This window comes from Paraburkholderia sp. J94 (assembly GCF_905220285.1).
In the GTDB taxonomy this organism is placed as follows: domain Bacteria; phylum Pseudomonadota; class Gammaproteobacteria; order Burkholderiales; family Burkholderiaceae; genus Paraburkholderia; species Paraburkholderia tropica_A.
Genome location: NZ_CAJMZH010000012.1, coordinates 54848 through 78242, shown reverse-complemented (window position 1 = coordinate 78242; position 23395 = coordinate 54848). Strand labels below are relative to the sequence as shown.

Here is a 23395-nt window from a genome sequence, read left to right as displayed (position 1 = left end):
TCATGGCCGTTTCGCTCACCGACAAGCTGGTCGTCGCGATTTCGTCGCGCGCGCTGTTCGACTTCGAGGAAGAGAACGGCGTCTACGAAACCGGCGACCTGCACGCCTACGAGGCGCTGCAGCGCGAGCGCCTGCACGTGCCCGCGCGGCCCGGCGTCGCCTTTGCGCTGATCCGCAAGCTGCTCGCGCTGAACAACGGCGCGCATCACGTGGAAGTCGTGATCCTCTCGCGCAGCGATCCGATCAGCGGGCTGCGCACCTTCAATTCGTGCCGCGAGCACGGCCTCGACATTCAGCGCGGCGTGTTCACGCGCGGCCGCGAGCCCTGGCATTATCTGAAGCCGCTGAACGCGTCGCTGTTTCTCTCGGCGAATCCCGACGATGTGCGCGGCGCGCTCGACGCCGGATTTCCGGCCGCGCGCGTCTTCCCACCGACCGGCGCAAATTCGGCGACAATGGCGGAACGCAACGCGCAGGAAATACGCGTCGCGTTCGACGGCGATGCGGTGCTGTTTTCCGACGAAGCCGAGCAGATCTTCCAGCGCGACGGCCTGGGCGCGTTCGTGAGCCACGAACGCGACAACCGCGAGCTGCCGCTCGCGCAAGGTCCGCTCAAGCCGCTGCTCGAAGCGCTGCACCGTCTTCAGCATCTCGCCGATGCGAACGCGAAAATGCGCATCCGCACCGCGCTCGTCACGGCGCGATCGGCACCCGCGCACGAGCGCGCGATCCGCACGCTGATGGCCTGGAACATCGAAATCGACGAAGCGATGTTCCTCGGCGGACTCGACAAAGGCCCGTTCCTGCGCGAGTTCGAACCTGACTTTTTCTTCGACGACCAGATCCGCCATTGCGAGTCGGCCCGTTCGGTCACGGCGACCGGACATGTGGCCAGCGGCGTGGCGAATCCCGCCGGCGCGGCGTCCCTCACGGGCGCGCCCGGCGTCATTACCGAAACCAGCGCATCATGACTCCCGAACAATCGCCGCTCGGCAAGGCTTCCAGCTACACCGAGCAATACGACGCCAAGCTGCTGTTTCCGATCCCGCGCGCGCGCGCGCGCGAACAGATCGGCATCGGCGCGCAACTGCCCTTCTTCGGCACCGATATCTGGAACGCGTACGAGCTGTCGTGGCTCAATGCGCGCGGCAAGCCGCAGATCGCCATCGCCACGTTCTTCATTCCCGCCGATTCGCCGAATATCGTCGAATCGAAGTCGTTCAAGCTCTATCTGGGCTCGTTCGCGCAGACGGCGTTCGAATCGGCCGACGTGGTGCGCGACACCATCCGGCGCGACGTTTCCGCGGCTTGCGGCGCGACGGTGTCGGTGAAGCTCGATCAGCCGGGCGGGTTCGGCAAGCTGCCGTTCGAGGAATTCGACGGTCTCTCGATCGACCGCCTCGACCTCGACGCCGAGATCTATCACCCGGACCCGACGCTGCTGAAGGCCGCGCAGGACGAAGCGCCGGTGGAAGAAACGCTGGTCTCGAACCTGCTGAAGTCGAACTGTCCGGTGACCGGCCAGCCCGACTGGGGCAGCGTGCAGATTCACTACGTCGGGCCGCAGATCGATCAGGCGGGCCTGCTGCGCTACATCATCTCGTACCGCAATCACACGGGCTTCCACGAGCAGTGCGCCGAGCGCATCTTCATGGACATCCTGCGCGAGTGCAAACCGGAGCGCCTCGCGGTCTACGCGCGCTACACGCGGCGCGGCGGTCTCGACATCAATCCGTTCCGCACCAACTTCAACATGCCGATGCCGGATAACGCGCGGCTCGCGCGTCAATAAGCGCGGTTAGCGCGCAGTTCGCACGCGGTTAGCACGCGGTAGAAAGCACAAAGCGCCGGCTGGACCGGCGCTTTGCATTTGTACGCGATGAACGTTGAACGTTGAACGTTGAGCGATGACCGACGAACGCGCCGCTCGCCTACTGCTGCGATTGCTGCGACTGCGGCAGCTCGGCCGCGCCCATGCGGCGCGCGATCACGCCCGCGCGCTGCGAGAGATACGGCGAGTTGCGATGTTCGTCGAAATACTTGGGACGCGGCAGCATGACCGCGAGCCGCGCCGACTGCCATGGCGTGAGCTTCGCCGCCGTCGTGCGGTAGTAGTAACGCGCCGCCGCCTGCGCGCCGTACACGCCGTTGCCCCACTCCACCGAATTCAGATAGATCTCGAAGATGCGCTCCTTGTCGAGCAGCGTCTCCAGCATCCACGTGATGATCAGTTCCTGGCCCTTGCGGATATAGCTTTTCTCGCGCGATAGAAACAGATTGCGCGCCAGTTGCTGCGTGATCGTCGATCCGCCGCGCACGATATGGCCGCGCTTCTTGTTCCGCTCCCACGCCTGCAGGATGGCGTCGGTTTCGTAGCCGTTGTTATTGACGAAGTTGGCGTCCTCGGACGCGATGATCGCGCGCTTGAGATTGCGCGAAATCTGGTCGTACGGCACCCATTGATGCTGGATCGCGAGGTCCGGGCGATCGGCGGCGAGGCCCGCCGCGTCGGTGCGCATGAAGGCCGTCGATTGCGGATCGACGACATTCCACGCGGCGATCTGCGCGAAATAGTAGAACTGCAATGCGATCCACGCGACGCCGAACACCAGCGCCGCGTAGACGATCCAGCGCAGCGCGCCGACGCGCGCTGGCGTGCGCGGCACCTGCCGGTTCGTCGCCGCTGTGCGCATGGATCGCGTCTCCCGAGATCGCTGCGGGTGTCAGGCCTGCGCGGCTTGCGCCGCGATCTGCGCGCGCAGCGCAGCGAGCACCGGCGCACCCGTGGGACGCACGCCGCGCCACACGAAGAACGACTCGGCGGCCTGCTCGACCAGCATGCCCAGACCGTCCGATGCGCGTGCGCCGAGCGATTCGGCATGACGCATGAAGACCGTCGGCTGGGCGCCGTACATCATGTCGTAGGCGAGCGTGCCCGTGCCGAACGCGCGGTCGTCGCACTCGGGCAATGCGGCGTCGAGACTGCCCGCCGTCGCGTTCACGATCACGTCGTAGGGTTTCGGGTCCACGGCTTCGGGACCGCCGCCGTTGATCAGGCAGCCGAACGTCTGCGCCGGGCCCGCGAACTGCTCGATGAGCGCATGCGCCTTCTGCGCCGTGCGGTTCACGATGGTGATCTCGCGCGGATGGCATTCGAGCATCGGCAGCACGACGCCGCGCGCCGCACCGCCCGCGCCGAGCAGCAGCACGCGCGCGCCCTTGAGCGAGACGCCCAGATTCACTTCGATGTCGCGAACGAGACCGAAACCGTCGGTGTTGTCGCCGAAAATGCCGTCTTCGTCGAAACGCAGCGTGTTCACCGCGCCCGCCGCCGCCGCGCGCGGCGACAGACGATGCGCGAGCGCGTGGGCTTCGAGCTTGAACGGCACGGTCACGTTCAGACCGCGCCCGCCCGCCGCGCGAAACGCCTGCACGTGCTCGACGAAACCATCGAGCGGCGCGAGCAGGCGGTCGTAGTCGACGGCTTCGCCGGTCTCCTGCGCGAATTGCGCGTGGATCGCCGGCGATTTGCTGTGCGCAACCGGATTGCCGACCACGGCGTAGCGGTCGCGATGCGGGGTTGGCGTTGGCGTCTGATCGGCGCTCATGCGCGCGGCTCCGTCTCGTGTTGTTCGGACTGCTGTTCGCCCTGCCCCTCTTGCGCATCCGCCTCACCATCAGTGGCGGCGTCCGGCTGACCGGATTCGGCGAGCGCTTCCGCTTCGCTTTGCGCGGAATCGTCGGCGGCTTCGATCAATTCTTCGTCGTCGCCCGACTCTTCCTCGGCCTGCTCGCCGCTCGTCACGACCGGCGCGTCGAGCACGCGCAACATGCGCACGGACGCCTCGATGGTCAGCTCGTCGATCGACATCACTTCCATCATCAGGCGCGTGCCGCGCGCGTGCACGCCGAGCGCGGGCACATGCATCAGCAGCGGCACTTCCTCGAAGCGCACGAGATCGTCCTTGACGACCGAAGCCGGGAATTCACGGCGCGGCTCGACACCGCCGTCACCGCGCATTTCCTGCTGGAGCCAGCGCAGGCACCAGAAGTACTCCATGCGGCGCTGGTGATCGGCATAGGCCGTATAGGTTTCGTCGAAGCCCTGCACGACGGCGAACAGATCGGCGTCCTTGGGCTTGAACGGCGCGACCAGCTTGGCGGCCACGCCGTGCTCCACGCACGCGAGCAACTGCCACTGGTTCACGAGGTCGACGTAACGGCGCAGCGGCGAGGTGCTCCACGCGTACTGCGCGACGCCCAGGCCTTCGTGCGGCGCGGCGTTGGTCTGCATGCGCGTGCGCTTCGGGCCCGTGGGCGCGCCGAACGCGCGCTGCGTGCGGTAGATGCCCGGCACACCGTGATCGTTGAGGAACGCGCCCCACGTGGAGTTGGCGAGAATCGCCAGTTCCGCGACGATCAGGTCGAGCGGCGAGCCGCGGCGGCGCGGCGTGATGCTGACGTGCTCGCCTTCGACGTAGAAGTTGTAGTCGGTGTTGCGCTGCACTTCGCGGCGCAGACCGTAACCGGCGCGCGCGGCCTGGCGCTTCTCGAACAGCGCCTGCGCGAACGGCCACAGCACGGCGATGTCTTCCTTGTGCGGATACTCGCCCGTGCCGGCCGCGAGCGTCTCTTCCGTCACCACTTCGTCGAGCGTGTTGTGACGCAGATTGCTCTTCACGAACACGCGCTCGGCGCGCGTTTCGGTCGCCACGATTTCCTGCGTCTCGCGGTTCACGATGCTGTAGAGCGAGAGCGCCGGGCGCAGGCCGCCTTCCTTGAGCGTGAACGCGTCGACGAAATCGTCGGGCAGCATGGTGATCTTGTCGCCGGGCATGTAGACCGTCGACAGACGCGCGCGCGCCACCGTATCGGCCGTGTCGCCGCGCGCGATACCGAGCGCGGGCGCCGCGATGTGGATACCGATGCGCACGCGGCCGTCGGCCAGATGCTCGATCGAGAACGCGTCGTCGATTTCGGTCGTGGTGACGTCGTCGATCGAGAACGCCTGCACGTGTTCCGCGGCGTCCGGCAGATCGTCGGGCAGCGCGCCCACTTCGACCGGCGGGAAGCCCGTGCCGTGCGGGAAGAATTCAGCGAGGAAACGCGCTTCGTGCAGCGCGCGCGGCGACGCGATGCCGCCGCATTCGAGCATCAGGCGCGGCATGGAAATGCCACGCGCGGCCGCGGCCGCTTCGAGCGCCTTGTACTCGATGGTGTTCTTGTCGGGCTTCGTGAGCAGGCCGAGCGCCTTGTCCTTGAGCGCCTCGGGCAGACGGCCCGCCTTCAGTTCGTCTTCGTAGCCGGCCTGCACGAGCGCCTGCTGACGCTTGCGTTCGAGCGACGCGAGCGCCATCTTGAGCTGGTCTTCGGGCGCGCGCTGATACTGGCCGCGGCCCTTGCGGCGGAAGTACACGGGCGAGCCGTGCAGGCGCAGCACGAGCGCGGCGCGCTCGACCGGACCGTAGGTCTCGCCGAAGTACTCGCTCGCGAGCGCCGTGTAGGGGAATTCGTCGGGCGGCGCGCATTCCCACAGGAAATCGAGGTCGATTTCCTGCGCGGCGGCGTCCGCCTGCTCCAACAGATCGGCGGCGGCGGGCTTCTCGAACTCGATCAGCACGTCTTTCGCGCGCACCTTCGCGCGGCGTCCGCCCGGCAACTCGACCTGAAACGCATCGCCCTGCTTCGACAGCACGCTGCCGGCCTTGAAACTGCCCGATTCCTCAAAGAAAACGTTCACTCAACACTCTCGTCTGACTTGCTTCGACCGCGGGCGCGGCGCGCCCAGACGGTGCTGTATACATATAGGCGTTCGCGCGCGCGGCGCGAACGAAAGACGACGCTCAAGGCGCGTCGCAGAAACGGATCACTTCGTCGACGTAGTCGGCGAATTCGCTGATGCCGTGGTCGCTGCCTTCGATCAGATGCGTCTGCACACCCGGATAGTGCGCGAGCATCTCGCGGTAATCGAGCACTTCGTCGCCGGTCGCGGCGATCAGATAGTAACGCTCGGGCCGGGTGATGCGCGCGACGGCCAGGGCGCGCAGTTCCTGCAAATGGCGCGGCTCGACGACGATGCTGCCGCCGCCGTGCCAGAGCGGCTGTTCGCCGAGATATTTCGACAGATCGCGCTCCGGCACCACGGCCGGATTCAGCAGCACGGCACGCCAGCCGTGCTTTTCCGCGAGCTGCGTGGCGAAAAAACCGCCCAGCGAGCTGCCGAGCAGCGTGATGCGCTCGCCCGGCCGGGCTTTCTGCGCGATCTCACGCTCGACCAGTTCGACCGTTTCGTCGGGCGAGACCGGCAGCGTCGGGCACAGCCATTCGTCGGCGCGGCCCAGTTCGGCGAGACGCGCCGCCAGCAGGCGCGCCTTGAACGATTGCGGCGACGAGCGAAAGCCGTGCAGATAGACGATCACGCCGCGCTCCGGTCCGCTTTGGCCGACAGCGCGTCGAGCAGCTTCTGATGCACGCCGCCGAAGCCGCCGTTGCTCATCACGAGCACCTGGTCGCCGGGACGCGCCGCCGCCACGACCGCCTTCACCAGCGTGTCGAGGTCGTGGAACGCGCGCGCCTTCTCGCCGAGCGGCGCGAGCGCGCCCGCGAGATCCCAGCCGAGCGCGTCCTTGCCGGCGGGCGCGCCGTAGCCGAACACGAGGTCGGCGTCGGCGAGGCTGCCCGGCAATTGCGCCTTCATCACGCCGAGCTTCATGGTGTTCGAGCGCGGCTCGAGCACCGCGAGGATGCGCGTGTTGTCGCGGCCCACGCGCGTGCGCAGACCGGCGACGGTCGTTTCGATGGCCGTGGGATGGTGCGCGAAGTCGTCGTAGACGGTCACGCCGTCGACGCTGCCGCGCACTTCCATGCGGCGCTTGACGTTGCGGAACGACGAAAGCGACTGCGCGGCCTGCGCGGGCGGCACGCCGACGCTGCGCGCGGCGGCGATCGCCGCGAGTGCGTTCTGACGATTGTGCTCGCCCTGGATCTGCCAGTCGACCACGCCCACGCGCTCGCTGTTGTGATAGACGGCGAAGCGCTCGTCCACCGTCACGCCCTCTTCGGCCGGCAGCGCCTGCCAGCCGCCATCGACGCCGAATCGCTCCACGTCGCTCCAGACGCCGCGCGCGAGCACCCGGTCGAGCGCCTCGCTGCGGCCGTTCGAGACCACGCGGCCCACGCCCGGAATCGTGCGCACGAGATGGTGGAACTGCGTCTCGATGGCGGCGAGATCGGGGAAGATGTCGGCGTGATCGAATTCGAGATTGTTCAGCACCGCGGTGCGCGGACGGTAATGGACGAACTTCGAGCGCTTGTCGAAGAAGGCCGTGTCGTATTCGTCGGCTTCGATCACGAAGAAGCTCGAATCGGTCAGACGCGCCGAGATGCCGAAGTTCAGCGGCACGCCGCCGATCAGAAAACCGGGATTGAGACCCGAATCTTCGAGCAGCCACGCGAGCATCGAGCTCGTGGTGGTCTTGCCGTGCGTGCCCGCCACCGCGAGCACCCACTTGTCGCGCAGCACGTGCTCGCCGAGCCACTGCGGGCCCGAGGTGTACGGCAGGCCGCGATTGAGGATCTCCTCCATCAGCGGATTGCCGCGCGAGACCACGTTGCCGATCACGTACAGGTCGGGATTGAGCTCGGTCTGGCTCGCGTCATAACCCTCGATCAGGCGGATACCCTGCGCTTCGAGCTGCGTGCTCATCGGCGGGTACACGCCCGCGTCGCAGCCGGTGACCGTATGACCCGCGCTGCGCGCGAGCACGGCGAGACCGCCCATGAACGTGCCGCAGATGCCGAGGATATGGATGTGCATAAGCCTGTCGCGCCGCGCGGGCGTCGTGAAAGGGTTACAGGGATGGGGAAAGCAGAACGGCGGCGCCTGGCCGCCGGAGCAAAGAACGCTATTGTACCCGAGCCCCTGCGGCTTTTTCGCCGGGGCTGGCGTACCGGCGCGGGCGTACCGGCATGGGCGCGGCGGCGCGGATATCGCGGCGTGGATGTCACCCGCCACGGGCCCCGCTGCACCGCCGCCCCGCCGCGCGGTGGCCGCCGGGGGCGCTCAACGTTCTCTAGTATGATGGGCGCATGGTTCGCAGATCACATTTCGATCCCCAGCGCGTGCGCGAGGAAATCGCCATCGCGGCAGCACGGATGATCGCCGAAGATGGCCTCGATTACGCCACCGCCAAGCGCAAGGCCGCGCGGCAGGTGGCGGGGGACGCGCGCATCGAAGGCGCCTGGCTCCCCGACAACGATCAGATCGAGGAAGAAATCCGCGAATATCAGGCCCTTTTCATGGGCGAAAGCCAGCCGGCGGTGCTGCGGCGGCTGCGCGAGATCGCGCTCGACTGGATGTTGCAGCTCGCGAAGTTCAATCCCTTCCTCACGGGCGCGGTGCTCAACGGCACGGCGGGCGAGCATTCCGACATCCATCTGCAGATCTTTTGCGACAACGCCAAAGATGTCGCGATCTGGCTGCTGAACGCGAACGTGCAGTACGACGTCTCGGAAACGCGCCACTTCGCCGCACGCGGCTATGTGGAAACGTTGAGCTTCCTCTGGAAGCCGTCGCGCGACGAGGAACCGGTCGGCATCCACCTCGCGCTCTACAATACCGACGACCTGCGCGGCGCCGTGCGCGCCGATCCGCGCGGGCGTCTGCCGCGCGCGGACGCGCGGGCACTCCAGGCGCTGATCGACGAGAGCGGCGCGACCTCCACCACCTGACTCTTAGTGAGCTTGAGCGCAGCAATGAACACGAAACGGATTCTGGCCGGCGTCGCAGTGGCGGCGGTGGCAGCCGGGGGCGGCATTCTGGCGGGACATTATGCGAGCAGCGGCAGCGCCGGAGTCGCCGACGCGGCGTCGGTGACGGGCAAGCAGAACGCGGTCGACCAGCTCTGGTCGGCGGCCGTGACCACGCCCGACGGCAAGCCGCAGTCGCTCTCCATCTATAAGGGCCACCCGATCGTGGTCAACTTCTGGGCCTCGTGGTGCGGTCCCTGCGTCGAGGAGATGCCGGAGCTGTCGGCGCTGCATCGCGAATACGCGAAGAAGGGCATTCAGTTCGTCGGTCTCGGCGTCGATTCGGCGGCGAACATCAAGACTTTCCTCAAGAAAGTGCCGGTCGCCTACCCGATCTACATCGCCGGATTCGGCGGCGCGGACGTGGCGCGCGCGTTCGGAAACAACGCGGGCGGACTTCCTTACACGGTGGTAATCGACGCCAACGGCGCCGTTCGTGCGACAAAATTAGGCCAAATCAAACCGGACGAACTTCGCCGCACGCTCGACGCACTTTGACGCGGTGGAACAAATGGCCGGAGCTTAACGGCCGTACGGTGCAATTTGTCGTGAAAATTGGCGCATTTGGCTGAAGATCGCTGCTTGCGAAAGCAATTCGGCGAACAGAGGGCCTTATCTGCTGTTTGGAAAACTAGACAAATTTCTCTAATCGGCGCTAAAGTTCGCGCAATTCCACGGAAAAAGAAGCGACCATGACGCGACTGCTGGTTCTGCACGGCCCCAACCTCAATCTTCTCGGCACCCGGGAACCGGAGGTCTATGGGCGCGTGACGCTGCCGCAGATCGACCAGGCGCTCGCCGACCGTGCCGCCGACGCCGGCGTGGAGCTGGCGACGTTCCAGAGCAACCACGAAGGCGCGCTGGTGGACCGCATCCAGGCGGCCCGCACGGAACAAACGGATTTCATCCTGATCAACCCGGCTGCGTACACGCACACCAGCGTGGCTATCCGGGATGCGCTGGCAGGCGTGGGCATCCCGTTCGTCGAGATTCATCTGTCGAACGTGCATCGCCGCGAAGCCTTCCGGCATCACTCGTATTTTTCCGACCAGGCCGAAGGTGTGATCTGCGGCCTCGGCTGGAAGGGTTATCTCTACGCGCTCGAGTACGCGCTGGACCGGCTCGCTGCCCGTCCGGCGGCCTGATTCCTGCGCCGGATGACCGACGCACTCTGAAAGACAACACCAATCCCGTGCCGGGACGCTTGCGCCCCGGCACCTCACGTATGCAAAGCAAAGGGGCTGCACCATGGATCTACGTAAGCTGAAGACTCTGATCGACCTCGTCTCCGAATCGGGCATCTCGGAGCTCGAAGTGACCGAGGGCGAAGGCAAGGTGCGCATCGTCAAGAACGCGCCGCCGGTTTACGTGCAGCCGACCGCGCAATTCGCCGCACCGGCGATGGGCGCGCCGATCGCGCCGGCCCACGTTGGTGAAGCCGCAGCGCCGGCCGCAGCCGCCGCGCCCGCCGTGCCGCAAGGCCACGTGGTGACGTCGCCGATGGTCGGCACGTTCTACCGCGCGCCGTCGCCGGGCGCCGACCCGTTCGTCCAGGTTGGCGACACGGTCAAGGAAGGCCAGACGCTGTGCATCATCGAAGCGATGAAGCTGCTCAACGAGATCGAATCGGACGTCGCCGGCGTGGTCAAGGAAATCCTCGTCGAGAACGGCCAGGCAGTCGAATACGGCCAGCCGCTCTTCGTGGTCGCGTAAGCGCGCCACACGCAAGAACGGCCGGCGCGCCGCGCGGCATCGGGTCGACAGAGACCACATCCGCCGCACGAGCGCCCTTCCGCTAGCGCCGCCGCTGCGCGTTCGGTGCCAGGCAAGCAGATGCACTGGCCACCGCAACGCAGCAACGCGGCGCAAGCGCGACCGATACTCGAAGGCAGCTCGCTCGCTTCGTCCTGCGGCGCCCATTGATGAGTCGAATACCCACCATGTTTGAAAAAATCCTCATTGCCAATCGTGGCGAAATCGCGCTCCGCATCCAGCGCGCGTGCCGCGAACTCGGCGTCAAGACGGTCGTCGTCTATTCGGAAGCCGACAAGGAAGCCAAGTACGTGAAGCTCGCCGACGAGGCGGTCTGTATCGGCCCGGCGCCTTCGAACCTGAGCTACCTGAATATGCCGGCGCTCATCAGCGCGGCCGAAGTCACCGACGCCGAAGCGATCCACCCCGGCTACGGCTTCCTCTCGGAAAACGCCGACTTCGCCGAGCGCGTCGAACAGTCGGGCTTCACCTTCATCGGCCCGCGTCCGGAAACCATCCGCATGATGGGCGACAAGGTCACGGCGAAGCAGACGATGATCAAGACCGGCGTGCCCTGCGTGCCGGGCTCGGAAGGCGCGCTGCCGGACGATCCGAAAGAAATCGTGAAGATTGCGCGCACGATCGGCTACCCGGTCATCATCAAGGCTTCGGGCGGCGGCGGCGGTCGCGGCATGCGTGTCGTGCACACGGAAGCGGCGCTCGTGAACGCGGTCAACATGACCCGCGAAGAAGCGGGCCGCGCGTTCGGCAACCCGCAGGTCTACATGGAGAAGTACCTCGAGAATCCGCGTCACATCGAAATTCAGATTCTCGCGGACTCGCACAAGAACGCCGTGTGGCTCGGCGAGCGCGACTGCTCGATGCAGCGCCGCCACCAGAAGGTGATCGAGGAAGCGCCGGCGCCGGGCATCGCGCGCCGCCTGCTCGACCGCATCGGCGACCGTTGCGCCGACGCCTGCAAGAAGATGGGCTACCTCGGCGCGGGCACGTTCGAATTCCTGTACGAAAACGGCGAGTTCTACTTCATCGAAATGAACACGCGCGTGCAGGTCGAGCACCCGGTCACCGAGCAGATCACCGGCATCGATATCGTGCAGGAACAGATCCGCATCGCGGCGGGCGAGAAGCTCGCGTTCCGCCAGCGTGACATCCAGCTGAAGGGTCACTCGATCGAGTGCCGTATCAACGCGGAAGATCCGTTCAAGTTCACGCCGTCGCCGGGCCGTCTGACCTCGTGGCACATGCCGGGCGGTCCTGGCGTGCGCGTCGACTCGCATGCCTACAATGGCTATTTCGTGCCGCCGAACTATGATTCGATGATCGGCAAGCTGATCACCTACGGCGCGACGCGCGAGCAGGCGATCCAGCGCATGCGTATCGCGCTGTCGGAAATGGTCGTCGAAGGCATCTCGACCAACATTCCGCTGCACCGCGAGTTGATGCTCGATGCCAAGTTCGTCGAAGGCGGCACGAGCATTCACTACCTCGAAAGCCGTCTGGCCGAGCGCCAGGCAGTGAAGAAGGACGAAGCGTAATTCATGAGCTACCGGGAACTGATCGTCGAGCTTGAGCGCGACCGCGCGGAGGAACTCTCCGACGCGCTGCTCGAACTCGGCGCCCTCTCGGTGTCGGTCGAAGACGCCGACGCCGACACGCCCGACGAGCAGCCGCTTTTCGGCGAGCCGGGCCTCACGCCCGAGCGCACCGCGTGGCAGCATTCGCGCGTGATCGCGCTGATCGGCGACGATCAGGATCCCGCGGTGCTGCTCGCGGCCGCGTCGAACGAGCTCGGTCTCGCCGAGCTGCCGAAGTTCGCGCTGCGCGAAGTCGAGGAACAGGATTGGGTGCGGCTCACGCAGTCGCAGTTCGATCCGATTCAGATCGGCCAGCGCATCTGGGTCGTGCCCTCGTGGCACGATGCGCCCGATCCTGCGGCGCTCGTACTCGAACTCGATCCGGGCCTCGCGTTCGGCACCGGCAGCCACCCCACCACGCGTCTGTGCATGGAGTGGCTGGAGCAGCACGTGCAGCCGGGCAACTCGTTGCTCGACTACGGCTGCGGCTCGGGCATTCTCGCGATCCTCGCGCAGAAGTGCGGCGCGAATCCGGTGATCGGCATCGACATCGATCCGCAGGCGGTCGAGTCGGCGCGCCATAACAGCGAACGCAATCGCGCGAACGTCACTTATGGCCTGCCCGACGATCTCCAGGCGGGCGAGTTCGATATCGTCGTCGCCAATATTCTGTCGAATCCGCTCAAGCTGATGGCGTCGATGCTTTCGTCGCGCGTGAAGCCGGGCGGCCGCCTCGCGCTCTCGGGCATCCTCGCGCGTCAAGCCGAGGAAGTCGCGCAGGTCTACGAACGCTGGATCGACATCTCGGTCTGGCGCGAGCACGAAGGCTGGGTCTGCCTCGCCGGCACGCGCCGCGCGTAAGCGCTTCACATGCTTCATGCGTGTGTATCAAGCACGCATGAAGCACGCATCGCGTCTGATCGTGCCCCACGCGTCTGGCCTGGAGTCGTAGGGCGCCGTGGATTGCCAGTAGAATGACGGGTATCGCCAACCTTCCGGTTCCACGGCACTCATGCTCCTGGCAACGCGCTGTCCCTTCTGCGAAACCGTCTTCCGAATCCAGCCCGCACACCTCGCCGCGCGCCGCGGCCTCGTGCGCTGCGGCCATTGCCAGGAAGCGTTCGACGCATCGGGCAGCCTCTACGAGGTCCCCGAAAACGGCGACTTCTCGCAGGCCGTCCCCGTTGCCGCCGATATCGCCGCGAGCCTGGCCTCGCCGGGTTCGTCGCAGGCGTCCACGGCTGCGGCGGCGGTTTCCGCGCCTGCCTCAGCGCCCGTGAGCGAAGCGGCGCCGCCGGTTGCGCAAGACCAGCCGCACGCACAGGCATGGACGCAGCCGGATGCGCCCGCCGCAAACTTCGCCGCTCAGGAACCCAACGCGCAGCACGCGCCCGACTTCGCCAATCCCGGCTGGAATCCGTGGGCGCCGGTCCCCGACAGCCGCATCGATCCGCATCTTCAGTACAACGCGCAGAATCTGCCGCGTGCCGGCATTGCGCCAGGCGCGACGCCCGGCGTCACGCCCGGTGTCGAACTGAAAAACACGGACGAGGCTAGCGAGCCGTATCTGCCGCGCGAGTTTCCGCCTGAGCAAACTGCACCGGCAGCACAGGCCGCTGCGGCATCCGCACCCGAAGCCGCCGAACCGTTCCCGCCCGCCACGCGCTGGACGCGCGCCGAGCCCGGACTCGCCTCGTCCAACCCGGCCGCGAGCGCGCCCGTCGAGCCCTCGCTGGCATCGCACGCCGCCGCCGCGCCCTTCGCCGCCGATCCCGAACCGTCGCTGTCGCCGCGCGCCAAAGCAACCGCTGCCGCCACCGCGCCCGCCTTTTCCGCGCTCGAACCGCGCGAGGGCAGCGAGCCCTTCGCCGTGACGCGCGAAGCGCCCACGCAACCGCCGCGCCGCCTAGGCTGGCGCATCGTCGGCGCGCTGATCGCGCTCCTGCTGCTCGTGGTGCTCGCCGCGCAACTGCTCTGGTGGCAACGTGAAAGCGTGATGGTCTACGTCCCCGCTTCGCAGCCGCTCTATCAGCAGGCCTGCGCGCAGCTCGGCTGCCGCATCAGCCCGCCGCGCGATATCGACGGACTCGAAGTGCAGCAGTCCGATCTGCGTCAGGTGGACGACCCGCATCATCTCGAACTGAAGGTGCCGCTGCGCAACCGCTTCGACATCGCGCTCGCGTATCCGGCGCTCGAACTCACGCTGCTCGACCGCCAGAACAACGTCGTCGTGCGCCGCGTGCTGTGGCCGCAGGATTACGCCGCGCCCGGCACGCGCATCGAAGCCGGTCTGCCCGCGCACAGCACGCAGACGATGATCGTGCGCCTGGACACCGGCAATGTCGTCGCGTCGAATTTCCGCATCGAGATTTTCTACCCGTAAATCACGCGTCAGCGCCTGCCCTTCGCGCGGGCGCGCGCACCTTGCGTCCGGCCTCGCCGGACGCGTCACTCACCACTACAGTCAGAATCCGGAGAGCACATCATGAGTCAAGTCACGCTAGGCGGTAACCCGATCGACGTCGCCGGCACGTTCCCGGCACCGGGCCAGAAGGCCCCGGCGTTCTCGCTCGTCGGCAAGGATCTCAAGCCCGTCTCGCTCGGCGACTTCGCCGGCAAGCGCAAGGTGCTGAACATCGTGCCGAGCCTCGACACGCCGACCTGCGCCACCTCGACGCGCAAGTTCAACGAAGCCGCCGCCAAGCTCGACAACACGGCTGTGCTCGTGATCTCGGGCGACCTGCCGTTCGCCGCGACGCGCTTCTGCACGACCGAAGGCATCGAAAACGTCGTCACGGCGTCGACCTTCCGCGGCCATGAATTCGCGCAAGCCTACGGCGTGGACGTCACGAGCGGCCCGCTGACCGGCCTCACGGCGCGCGCCGTGGTCGTGCTCGACGCGAACGACAACGTCGTCTACGCCGAGCGCGTCAGCGAAATCAAGAACGAGCCGAACTACGACGCCGCGCTCGCCGCACTGAAGTAATCCCCGGCGGCGGCGCGCCCGCTACGGCCCGCTCGCGCGCAGCCAGATCCCGAGGGATCGACGCGCTGCGCGCGCGGGCCGGGACGGACCGACAAGCGAGACGCAACCACGCGCAAGCGCCGCCCCATCCACACCACGCACTACAGGAATTCCCGCCTTGGCTACGCTGATCTGCGGCTCGCTCGCCTACGACAACATCATGACCTTCGAAGGTCGCTTTCGGGAGCACATCCTGCCCGAGCAGGTGCACATCCTGAACGTGAGTTTCCTCGTGCCGACGATGCGTCGCGAATTCGGCGGCTGCGCGGGCAACATCGCTTACTCGCTGCACCTGCTGGGCGGCGACGCGCGCATCATGGCGACGCTCGGCGGCGCCGACGCGCAACCGTACATCGACCGCCTCGACACGCTCGGCCTGAACAAGGCGCACGTGCGCGTGCTGCCCGACACATGGTCGGCGCAGGCGATGATCACCACCGACCTCGAGAACAACCAGATCACCGCGTTCCACCCGGGCGCGATGATGCAATCGCATCTGAACCGCGCCGACGAGGCGCCGGGCGTCAAGCTCGGCATCGTCGCGCCGGACGGCTTCGACGGCATGGTCCAGCACGTCGAACAATTCGCGAAGGCAGGCATCCCGTTTGTCTTTGATCCGGGCCAGGGTCTGCCGCTGTTCGATGGTGCGTCGCTGCGTCGCGCGATTGAACTTGCCACCTATGTTGCGGTCAACGATTACGAAGCCAACCTTGTGAGCCATCGCACCGGCTGGTCGTTCGAGGAAATCGCCAGCAAGGTCGACGCGCTGATCGTCACGCGCGGCGAACACGGCTCGCAGATCTACCATGGCGGCGCCATCGAGGAAATTCCCCCGGTGCAGGCGCAGCAGGTACTCGATCCGACCGGTTGCGGCGACGCGTTCCGCGGCGGCCTCCTCTACGGCATCGAGAACAAGCTCGGCTGGGCCACCACCGGGCGTCTCGCGAGCCTGATGGGCGCGCTCAAGATCGAACATCAAGGGCCGCAGAACTACGCGCCCACTCGGGCGCAGATCAACGAACGTTTCAAGGCGGCATTCGGCTACGAACTGCCGCAATGAAGTCGGGCGCCGCCAGGCGGCGCTCATTGGAGCTACGGGAAATGAGAACAACAAGTCGTCTGATTGTGGCCGTCATGGTCGCGGGTACGCTCGCCATGACGGGTTGTGCGTATAACAGCAGTTCCGCCGACGTCTACACGGCTTCGCAAGCACAGCGCGAATCCACGGTGCGCATGGCCACGGTGGAAAGCGTGCGTGCGGTGAAGATCAGCTCGAACAACGGCCAGCCCAGCGGTCTGGGCGCAGTCGGCGGCGGCGCGCTGGGCGCCGTGGCGGGCAGCGCGATCGGCGGCGGCCGCGGCTCGATCGTCACGGGCATCATCGGCGGCATCGCGGGTGCGGTGGCCGGTAATGCGGTGGAGAACGGCGTAGCGATGCACAATGGCCTCGAGATCACCGTGCGTCTGGATAACGGCGACTATCGCGCCATCACGCAAGCGTCCACCGGCGAGGTGTTCCAGGCCGGCGAGCGCGTGCGCCTGCTTTCGAGCGGCGGCGTGACGCGGGTTACGCACTGACGATACGCACGGACGATACGCACTAACGCATCAGTCGCACTTTAGCTGCACACGAGTCGCACTTGAGTTGCACGAGACGGCGCGCCACGCGCGCCCGCTCGACGATGAATTGATTGACCGGTTTCCCCTGTACCGCACGGTGCCTTGTGCTCGTTGCGGAACCTCAGGCGCATGTGCTCCCCTGTGCATGCGCCTTTTTTCATGCGCGCGCGAAACGCAGCGGCGCACGACGTCGATACACCATCGATACATCACCACGACAGAACGCGCGGACGAAAAAAATCCCGTCGCGAATCATCCGTCGACGGGATTGGGATCGAGTCTTGCTCACCGCCGGCGGTCGTGCAAAACGCACAAGTCGCGCGGCGGCGCTCGATCAACGAAGCGCGCGTTCTTGCTGACCCGCGCGCGCTTCGACTCGTACAGCTTACGGGCGGCTGCCCGTCGGGAACGGCCATGCAGCAGCCGGGTTCAGCGCCGTCTTCACGGTTGCAGCGGGCGCAGCCGGTTGCGCAGCAGGCGCAGCAGCGGCAGCCTTCGCAGGCGCCTTCTTGGCAGCCTTCTTCGCGGCAGCCTTCTTGGCAGGCGCAGCCTTCTTCGCAGGCGCGGCCTTCTTGGCAGCAGCCTTCTTCGCAGGCGCAGCCTTCTTGGCAGCAGCGGCCTTCTTCGCCGGCGCCTTCTTGGCAACAGCCTTCTTCGCTGCGACCTTCTTCACCGCGACTTTCTTGGCGGCAACTTTCTTCGCTGCGGCCTTCTTCGCCGGTGCTGCCTTCTTCGCAGCAACCTTCTTCACGGCGACCTTCTTGGCTGCAACCTTCTTCGCTGCGGCCTTCTTCGCCGGTGCTGCCTTCTTCGCAGCAACCTTCTTCACGGCGACCTTCTTGACCGCGACCTTCTTCACTGCGGCCTTCTTCGCCGGTGCTGCCTTCTTGGCTGCAACCTTCTTCACTGCGGCTTTCTTGGCCGCCGGCTTCTTCTTGGCAGTTGCCATTTTTTTCTCCTTCAGGTTCAGATGAGAGTCAGTTCAAACTACACCCTTCGTCAAAACCCGCTTCCCGCGAACGCTTCTCAGGGCGCACGCTTCGAAGCGGGCTATTCATCGGCGTACGCTGATCCCGCGCGCTTACGCTAATGAATGCGGTAAGGCGCACCGTGCTGAAAAACACAGTGCGCCAAGTCTTTCCGGCGTCGGCTACCGACACCGGGCAACGTTCGTTGAAGGCGCCGGCCACATGGCCCACGCCGTTTTCCGGGGGGAAGTTTGCCCATCCCTCTGAAGGGTTCGCAAAGTGCCTTGCACCTGGTTGAGCCACAAGGGCTCCGGGCACGCTTTGCATCAGGCGTTCCTGCTCCTAATCATCATGCCGGTCGAGGCCTCGCACGAGGCCTCCGGCCACCCCAATAGACTGACTGCCGCAGTGCGCCCGGATTACTCCCAGGACAACGCACCGCCCGTCTGATATTCGATCACGCGCGTCTCGAAGAAGTTGCGTTCCTTCTTCAGGTCGATCATCTCGCTCATCCACGGGAACGGGTTTTCTTCGTTCGGGAAGAGTGCGTCGAGACCGATCTGCTGGCAACGGCGATTGCAGATGAAGCGCAGATAGCTCTTGAACATCGATGCGTTCAGGCCCAGCACGCCGCGCGGCATGGTGTCTTCCGCGTAGCGATACTCGAGGTCGACCGCCTGCTTGAACAGTTCGGTGATCTCCGCGCGGAACGCCGGGGTCCACAGCTGCGGATTCTCGAGCTTGATCTGGTTGATCAGGTCGATGCCGAAGTTACAGTGCATCGACTCGTCGCGCAGAATGTACTGATACTGCTCGGCGGCGCCGGTCATCTTGTTCTGGCGGCCGAGTGCGAGGATCTGCGTGAAGCCCACATAGAAGAACAGACCTTCCATGATGCAGGCGAACACGATCAGCGACTTCAGCAGCGTCTGGTCGGATTCGAGCGTACCGGTCGTGAACGCGGGATCCGTCAGCGTGGTGATGAACGGGATCAGGAACTCGTCCTTGTCGCGGATCGACTTGACCTCGTGGTACGCATTGAAGATCTCGCCTTCGTCCAGACCGAGCGATTCGACGATGTACTGGTACGCGTGCGTGTGGATCGCCTCTTCGAATGCCTGGCGCAGCAGGAACTGGCGGCATTCGGGCGCCGTGATGTGCCGGTAGGTACCGAGCACGATGTTGTTGGCGGCGAGGGAGTCGGCGGTCACGAAGAAGCCGAGGTTGCGCTTCACGATGCGGCGCTCGTCCTCGGTCAGACCATTCGGGTCTTTCCACAGGGCGATGTCGCGCGACATGTTCACTTCCTGCGGCATCCAGTGATTCGCACAACCGGCCAGGTACTTTTCCCAGGCCCACTTGTACTTGAACGGGACCAACTGATTCACGTCGGTCTGACCGTTGATGATGCGCTTGTCGGCGACATTCACGCGGGCTTCGGTCGAGACCGGCGCCTGCGGCGGCGGTGCGACTGCGAAGTCGGCGGAGAAGATGTTGGTCGCCGAAGAAGACTGAGGAGCGAAGTGCAGTGCGGACTGCGCTTCGGGAACAGAGACAGCCAGGCCAGCGGGGTTGCGCATTGCGTTCTGCTGCGCACCGCTCGACGGAGTTACGGCCGTGTTCTCGTCATCCCAGTTGAGCATAAATGTCACCATCAATTTAGAACGGTTTGTACCATCTTTTCATGCGCGATAAAAGGGTTCGCACACGAAAAATCCTGTTTTCGATTCGCGTTGCGACCTCGATACAACACTTTGTCATCGCATCGTGTCGATCGCGGCGTGTGAGCGGTGCGAATGCATCGCGTATTCGTCGCTCGAACATCGCATGTGCGATGAGCTTCGAGGGTCTTCGCGACATCGAGAGCGTGTGTGAAAACGTGGTTCGCCGCGCGCCTCATCGAATGCATCGCATCGCTTCGCGATGCATTCGACTGCGTGCTGCGAACGCACTTCACGACTCGCTCGCTGCTGCTTCGACAGACCTGCACTCCAACCTGCTATTGCGCTGCGGACATCGCTGCCTGCGTGGGTCTGTCGTTCGCTGCGCCGCGCGCTGCGTTCTGGCTCGCGCGACCTGTTTCGCGTTCAGGCAAAACCCCAGGGATTCCTGAAGCCTTTTTTTCCATCACCTGAACCTGGCGGCGCGCATTGCGCGGGCCGCGCTTGCATCTTTACTTGCTTCGACTTGCATCGACGACGGCATCGACTACTGTTTACTGTCTGTACTCGCTGCACGCCGTCGATTCACTGCGTCGATTCACTGCGTGTGACGCGTGTCGCGTGGCAGCACCGTTGCGCTGCCGCCACGCACATCACGATTACTGGCAAGCCTCGCACTCTTCGAAGCCCGCATCGCCCGGACGCATCATGCACACCGGACCTTCGGCTTCAGGCGACGCTTCGACTGCCGCTTCCGGCGCTGCCGCCTGCATCACCGAACCGCCGTTGCCGCCGGCCGCGCCGAAACCCGCACCGCCGTTCGCGCCACCTGCTGCACCGCCGCCGTTCGAACCGCCCGTCGGCACTGCGTTGAGCGCGCCGTGCGCCACCGTCGACTTCTCGACGTGCGTCGCCGCCATCGTGCGGAGGTAGTACGTCGTCTTCAGACCGCGCAGCCATGCGAGCTTGTAGATCTCGTCGAGCTTCTTGCCCGATGCGCCCGCCATGAAGATGTTCAGCGACTGCGCCTGGTCGATCCACTTCTGACGACGCGATGCCGCTTCGACGAGCCACGTCGGATCGACTTCGAACGCCGTCGCGTAGACCGCGCGCAGGTCGGCCGGCACGCGGTCGATGCGCGAGAGCATGCCGTCGAAGTACTTCAGGTCGGCGACCATGACTTCGTCCCACAGGCCGCGCGACTTCAGGTCACGCACGAGGTAGTCGTTCACCACCGTGAATTCGCCCGAGAGGTTCGACTTCACATAGAGGTTCTGGAACGTCGGCTCGATACACGGCGACACGCCGATGATGTTCGAGATGGTCGCGGTCGGCGCGATCGCGATGCAGTTCGAATTGCGCATGCCGTGCGTGGCGATGCGCTCGCGCAGCGACGTCCAGTCCATCGACTCGCTCGAGTCGACTTCGACGTAACCGCCGCGTGCTTCCTCGAGCAGCTTGAGCGTGTCTTGCGGGAGGATGCCGCGATCCCACAGCGAGCCGCGGTAGGTCGAGTAGCGGCCGCGCTCGGCTGCCAACTCCGTCGACGCCCAGTACGCGTAGTAGCAGACGGCTTCCATCGAGCGGTCGGCGAACTCCACGGCCTCTTGCGAAGCAAACGGCGTGCGCAGAACGTGCAGGCAGTCCTGGAAGCCCATGATGCCCATGCCCACCGGACGGTGCTTCAGGTTCGAGTTGCGCGCCTTCGACACCGCGTAGTAGTTGATGTCGATGACGTTGTCGAGCATGCGCATCGCGACGCTGATGGTGCGCTTGAGCTTCTCGTGGTCGAGCGCGAACGTGCCGTCGGCCTGTTCGACCATGTGCGCGACGAGGTTCACCGAGCCCAGGTTACAGACGGCGATTTCGCTGTCGCTGGTGTTCAGCGTGATTTCCGTGCACAGGTTCGACGAGTGGACGACGCCCACGTGCTGCTGCGGCGAACGGACGTTGCACGGATCCTTGAACGTGATCCACGGGTGGCCCGTTTCGAACAGCATGCCCAGCATCTTGCGCCACAGTTGCGCGGCCGGCAGCTTCTTGAACAGCTTGATCTCGCCGCGTGCGGCCTTCTCTTCGTAAGCGACGTAAGCCTTTTCGAAATCGGCGCCGAACAGGTCGTGCAGATCCGGGCAGGTCGACGGCGAGAACAGCGTCCAGTCACCGCCTTCCATCACGCGCTTCATGAACAGATCGGGAATCCAGTTCGCCGTGTTCATGTCGTGGGTGCGGCGGCGATCGTCGCCGGTGTTCTTGCGCAGTTCCAGGAATTCTTCGATGTCCAGGTGCCACGTTTCCAGGTACGCGCAGACCGCGCCCTTGCGCTTGCCGCCCTGGTTGACCGCGACGGCCGTGTCGTTCACGACCTTCAGGAACGGGACCACGCCTTGCGACTTGCCGTTCGTGCCCTTGATGTGCGAACCGAGTGCACGCACGCGCGTCCAGTCGTTGCCCAGACCGCCCGCGAACTTCGAGAGCAGCGCGTTGTCCTTGAGCGCTTCGTAGATGCCGTCGAGGTCGTCGGCGACCGTCGTCAGGTAGCACGACGAGAGCTGCGAGCGGTGCGTGCCCGAGTTGAACAGCGTCGGCGTCGACGACATGAAGTCGAACGACGAGAGCACGTTGTAGAACTCGATCGCGCGCGCTTCACGGTCGATCTCGTTGAGCGACAGGCCCATCGCGACGCGCATGAAGAATGCCTGCGGCATTTCGATGCGCGTGCCGTGCACGTGCAGGAAGTAGCGGTCGTACAGCGTCTGCAGGCCGAGGTAGCCGAACTGCAGGTCGCGGTTCGCGTTCAGCGCATTGCCCAGACGCTTGAGGTCGAACTGCTGGAGCTTGTCGTCGAGCAGGCCTGCTTCGACGCCGCGCTTGATGAACTGCGGGAAGTAGTCGGGGTAACGCACGGCCATGTCGGCTTGCGTGACTTCTTCTTCCAGAATTTCGCGACGGATCGTGTGCAGCAGGATCCGCGACGTGACCTGGCTGTACGCCGGGTCCTTTTCGATCATCGTGCGGGCGGCGAGGATGGCCGAGTCGTAGACCTGCGTCATCGGCACGCCGTCGTACAGGTTCTTCACCGTTTCCGCGACGATCGGGTCGGCGTTCACGGCGTCGCCCAGACCTTCACAGGCCGAGACGATCAGCGCGCGCAGTGCGTGCATGTCGAGCGGACGCGTCACGCCGTTGTCGGTGACGTTAATGCCAGGCGCAGCGGGCGCTGCCGTTTCCGGCGCGTGCGCGCGTTCCTGGTTGCGCTTCTCGCGATACAGCACGTAGGCACGCGCGACGTTGTGCTCGCCGCCGCGCATCAGCGCGAGTTCGACCTGATCCTGAATGTCTTCGATGTGGAACGTGCCGCCGTTCGGGCGGCTGCGCACCAGCGCGCGCACCACGTTCTGCGTGAGCTGCTCGACGACTTCGCGAACGCGCGCCGACGCTGCGCCCTGTCCGCCATTGACGGCCAGGAACGCCTTGGTCATTGCGATGGCGATCTTCGACGGCTCGAAGCCCACGACACTGCCGTTACGGCGAATGATCTTGTGGTCGGCGTATTGCGCCGCGCTGGCCTGGCCGTCCTGCGACTGACCACCCAGCGTGTGCGCGGCCGGCGCGCCTTCATACCGGGTCGAGACGTTATCGGTCGTTTGCATGTGCAAAGCTCCTGGTCCTGGAAATATGCGAAGGATTTCGCGAATTAATACGGGCGCCGCGCCCCCGTGTGCGCGGACGAATGGGCGGAGACAAAAAGCCAGCCTGGCGAGGCTGCCGGATGCGGCAATGCTGATGAACCACAGAGCGTGACGGTCTTCATCGTGGATGCCGCGATCATTGGCTGTACCTTTTCTCTCGATTACAGCCGGTGCGCCGGTTCTCGCCCGACTGCACCGCACAAAGTTCTTTTCCTATGCCGCTAATGCGTGCGGCGCCGTGCTCGGAGAGCGGGGCGCCGCGGAACAACACAAC

22 protein-coding genes are annotated in these 23395 nt (G+C 65.4%); 13 read left to right on the top strand and 9 right to left on the bottom strand.

Annotated features, from left to right (window positions below; genetic code table 11):
- The first annotated feature begins 2 nt into the window (after window positions 1-2).
- Both U4Y88_RS24965 and queF read left to right on the top strand, forming a co-directional pair.
- On the top strand, window positions 3-971 hold the full coding sequence (locus U4Y88_RS24965) for a 5'-nucleotidase (RefSeq protein ID WP_224018227.1): 969 nt from the start codon (window positions 3-5) through the stop codon (window positions 969-971).
- Window positions 968-1792 carry an NADPH-dependent 7-cyano-7-deazaguanine reductase QueF gene (gene queF, locus U4Y88_RS24960; protein ID WP_321787129.1) on the top strand — a complete coding sequence of 275 codons (825 nt, stop codon included), beginning with the start codon at window positions 968-970 and terminating at the stop codon, window positions 1790-1792. Before U4Y88_RS24965 ends, queF begins: the two co-directional genes overlap by 4 nt.
- A gap of 139 nt (window positions 1793-1931) precedes the next feature.
- On the opposite strand, the gene mtgA is transcribed toward queF, so the two are convergent.
- The 5 genes from mtgA to mpl all read right to left on the bottom strand — a co-directional run bounded on the left by mtgA (window position 1932) and on the right by mpl (window position 7816).
- On the bottom strand, window positions 1932-2693 hold the full coding sequence (mtgA, locus tag U4Y88_RS24955) for a monofunctional biosynthetic peptidoglycan transglycosylase (RefSeq protein WP_224018223.1): 762 nt from the start codon (window positions 2691-2693) through the stop codon (window positions 1932-1934).
- Window positions 2694-2723: 30 nt separating this feature from the next.
- Window positions 2724-3608 carry a shikimate dehydrogenase gene (gene aroE / locus U4Y88_RS24950; protein ID WP_321787127.1) on the bottom strand — a complete coding sequence of 295 codons (885 nt, stop codon included), beginning with the start codon at window positions 3606-3608 and terminating at the stop codon, window positions 2724-2726.
- The gene (locus U4Y88_RS24945) at window positions 3605-5740 is read right to left on the bottom strand and encodes a ribonuclease catalytic domain-containing protein (RefSeq protein ID WP_310631954.1); all 2136 of its coding nucleotides are present in this window, start codon (window positions 5738-5740) and stop codon (window positions 3605-3607) included. The genes aroE and U4Y88_RS24945 overlap by 4 nt, the downstream gene beginning before the upstream one ends.
- Window positions 5741-5843: 103 nt before the next feature.
- Complete coding sequence (locus U4Y88_RS24940) at window positions 5844-6419, bottom strand: YqiA/YcfP family alpha/beta fold hydrolase (protein WP_224018217.1); 576 nt, start codon at window positions 6417-6419, stop codon at window positions 5844-5846.
- Window positions 6416-7816 carry a UDP-N-acetylmuramate:L-alanyl-gamma-D-glutamyl-meso-diaminopimelate ligase gene (mpl, locus tag U4Y88_RS24935; RefSeq protein ID WP_224018214.1) on the bottom strand — a complete coding sequence of 467 codons (1401 nt, stop codon included), beginning with the start codon at window positions 7814-7816 and terminating at the stop codon, window positions 6416-6418. The genes U4Y88_RS24940 and mpl overlap by 4 nt, the downstream gene beginning before the upstream one ends.
- Before the next feature lie 272 nt (window positions 7817-8088).
- Here mpl and U4Y88_RS24930 point away from each other — a divergent pair, with 272 nt between their 5' ends.
- From U4Y88_RS24930 to U4Y88_RS24885, 10 genes are all read left to right on the top strand, one after another.
- Window positions 8089-8730 (top strand): UDP-N-acetylmuramate--alanine ligase, encoded by a 642-nt coding sequence (locus U4Y88_RS24930; protein ID WP_224018212.1) that lies wholly within the window; start codon window positions 8089-8091, stop codon window positions 8728-8730.
- Window positions 8731-8754: 24 nt separating this feature from the next.
- Window positions 8755-9306 carry a TlpA family protein disulfide reductase gene (locus tag U4Y88_RS24925; protein ID WP_224018210.1) on the top strand — a complete coding sequence of 184 codons (552 nt, stop codon included), beginning with the start codon at window positions 8755-8757 and terminating at the stop codon, window positions 9304-9306.
- Window positions 9307-9500: 194 nt separating this feature from the next.
- Window positions 9501-9953 carry a type II 3-dehydroquinate dehydratase gene (aroQ, locus tag U4Y88_RS24920; protein WP_224018208.1) on the top strand — a complete coding sequence of 151 codons (453 nt, stop codon included), beginning with the start codon at window positions 9501-9503 and terminating at the stop codon, window positions 9951-9953.
- 103 nt (window positions 9954-10056) lie between these two features.
- Window positions 10057-10521 carry an acetyl-CoA carboxylase biotin carboxyl carrier protein gene (gene accB / locus U4Y88_RS24915; RefSeq protein WP_224018206.1) on the top strand — a complete coding sequence of 155 codons (465 nt, stop codon included), beginning with the start codon at window positions 10057-10059 and terminating at the stop codon, window positions 10519-10521.
- A 227-nt stretch (window positions 10522-10748) separates the two neighbouring features.
- Window positions 10749-12116 (top strand): acetyl-CoA carboxylase biotin carboxylase subunit, encoded by a 1368-nt coding sequence (gene accC / locus U4Y88_RS24910; RefSeq protein ID WP_224018204.1) that lies wholly within the window; start codon window positions 10749-10751, stop codon window positions 12114-12116.
- A gap of 3 nt (window positions 12117-12119) precedes the next feature.
- Window positions 12120-13016, top strand: coding sequence for a 50S ribosomal protein L11 methyltransferase (gene prmA, locus U4Y88_RS24905; protein WP_224018202.1), 897 nt, complete (start codon window positions 12120-12122; stop codon window positions 13014-13016).
- 151 nt (window positions 13017-13167) lie between these two features.
- Entirely contained in the window at window positions 13168-14538 is a 1371-nt protein-coding gene (locus tag U4Y88_RS24900) for a zinc-ribbon and DUF3426 domain-containing protein (RefSeq protein WP_321787125.1), read from the top strand.
- A 102-nt stretch (window positions 14539-14640) separates the two neighbouring features.
- Window positions 14641-15141 (top strand): thiol peroxidase, encoded by a 501-nt coding sequence (tpx, locus tag U4Y88_RS24895; protein WP_224010245.1) that lies wholly within the window; start codon window positions 14641-14643, stop codon window positions 15139-15141.
- Between the two features lie 157 nt (window positions 15142-15298).
- On the top strand, window positions 15299-16240 hold the full coding sequence (locus U4Y88_RS24890) for a carbohydrate kinase family protein (RefSeq protein WP_224010243.1): 942 nt from the start codon (window positions 15299-15301) through the stop codon (window positions 16238-16240).
- 41 nt (window positions 16241-16281) lie between these two features.
- Window positions 16282-16758, top strand: coding sequence for a glycine zipper 2TM domain-containing protein (locus U4Y88_RS24885; protein ID WP_224010241.1), 477 nt, complete (start codon window positions 16282-16284; stop codon window positions 16756-16758).
- 427 nt (window positions 16759-17185) lie between these two features.
- Here the strand turns inward: U4Y88_RS24885 and U4Y88_RS24880 are convergent, their stop codons facing one another.
- The 3 genes from U4Y88_RS24880 to U4Y88_RS24870 form a co-directional block, all read right to left on the bottom strand.
- Window positions 17186-17749, bottom strand: a complete 564-nt coding sequence (locus U4Y88_RS24880; RefSeq protein ID WP_321787124.1) for a histone H1-like DNA-binding protein — start codon at window positions 17747-17749, stop codon at window positions 17186-17188.
- A 28-nt stretch (window positions 17750-17777) separates the two neighbouring features.
- Window positions 17778-18095 (bottom strand): hypothetical protein, encoded by a 318-nt coding sequence (locus U4Y88_RS24875; protein ID WP_224010230.1) that lies wholly within the window; start codon window positions 18093-18095, stop codon window positions 17778-17780.
- Window positions 18096-18187: 92 nt separating this feature from the next.
- Window positions 18188-19411, bottom strand: a complete 1224-nt coding sequence (locus U4Y88_RS24870) for a ribonucleotide-diphosphate reductase subunit beta (RefSeq protein WP_224010228.1) — start codon at window positions 19409-19411, stop codon at window positions 18188-18190.
- A 228-nt stretch (window positions 19412-19639) separates the two neighbouring features.
- Here U4Y88_RS24870 and U4Y88_RS24865 point away from each other — a divergent pair, with 228 nt between their 5' ends.
- Window positions 19640-19903 carry a hypothetical protein gene (locus tag U4Y88_RS24865; RefSeq protein WP_224010226.1) on the top strand — a complete coding sequence of 88 codons (264 nt, stop codon included), beginning with the start codon at window positions 19640-19642 and terminating at the stop codon, window positions 19901-19903.
- 185 nt (window positions 19904-20088) lie between these two features.
- Here the strand turns inward: U4Y88_RS24865 and U4Y88_RS24860 are convergent, their stop codons facing one another.
- Entirely contained in the window at window positions 20089-23082 is a 2994-nt protein-coding gene (locus tag U4Y88_RS24860) for a ribonucleoside-diphosphate reductase subunit alpha (protein WP_321787123.1), read from the bottom strand.
- Between the last annotated feature and the right edge of the window lie 313 nt (window positions 23083-23395).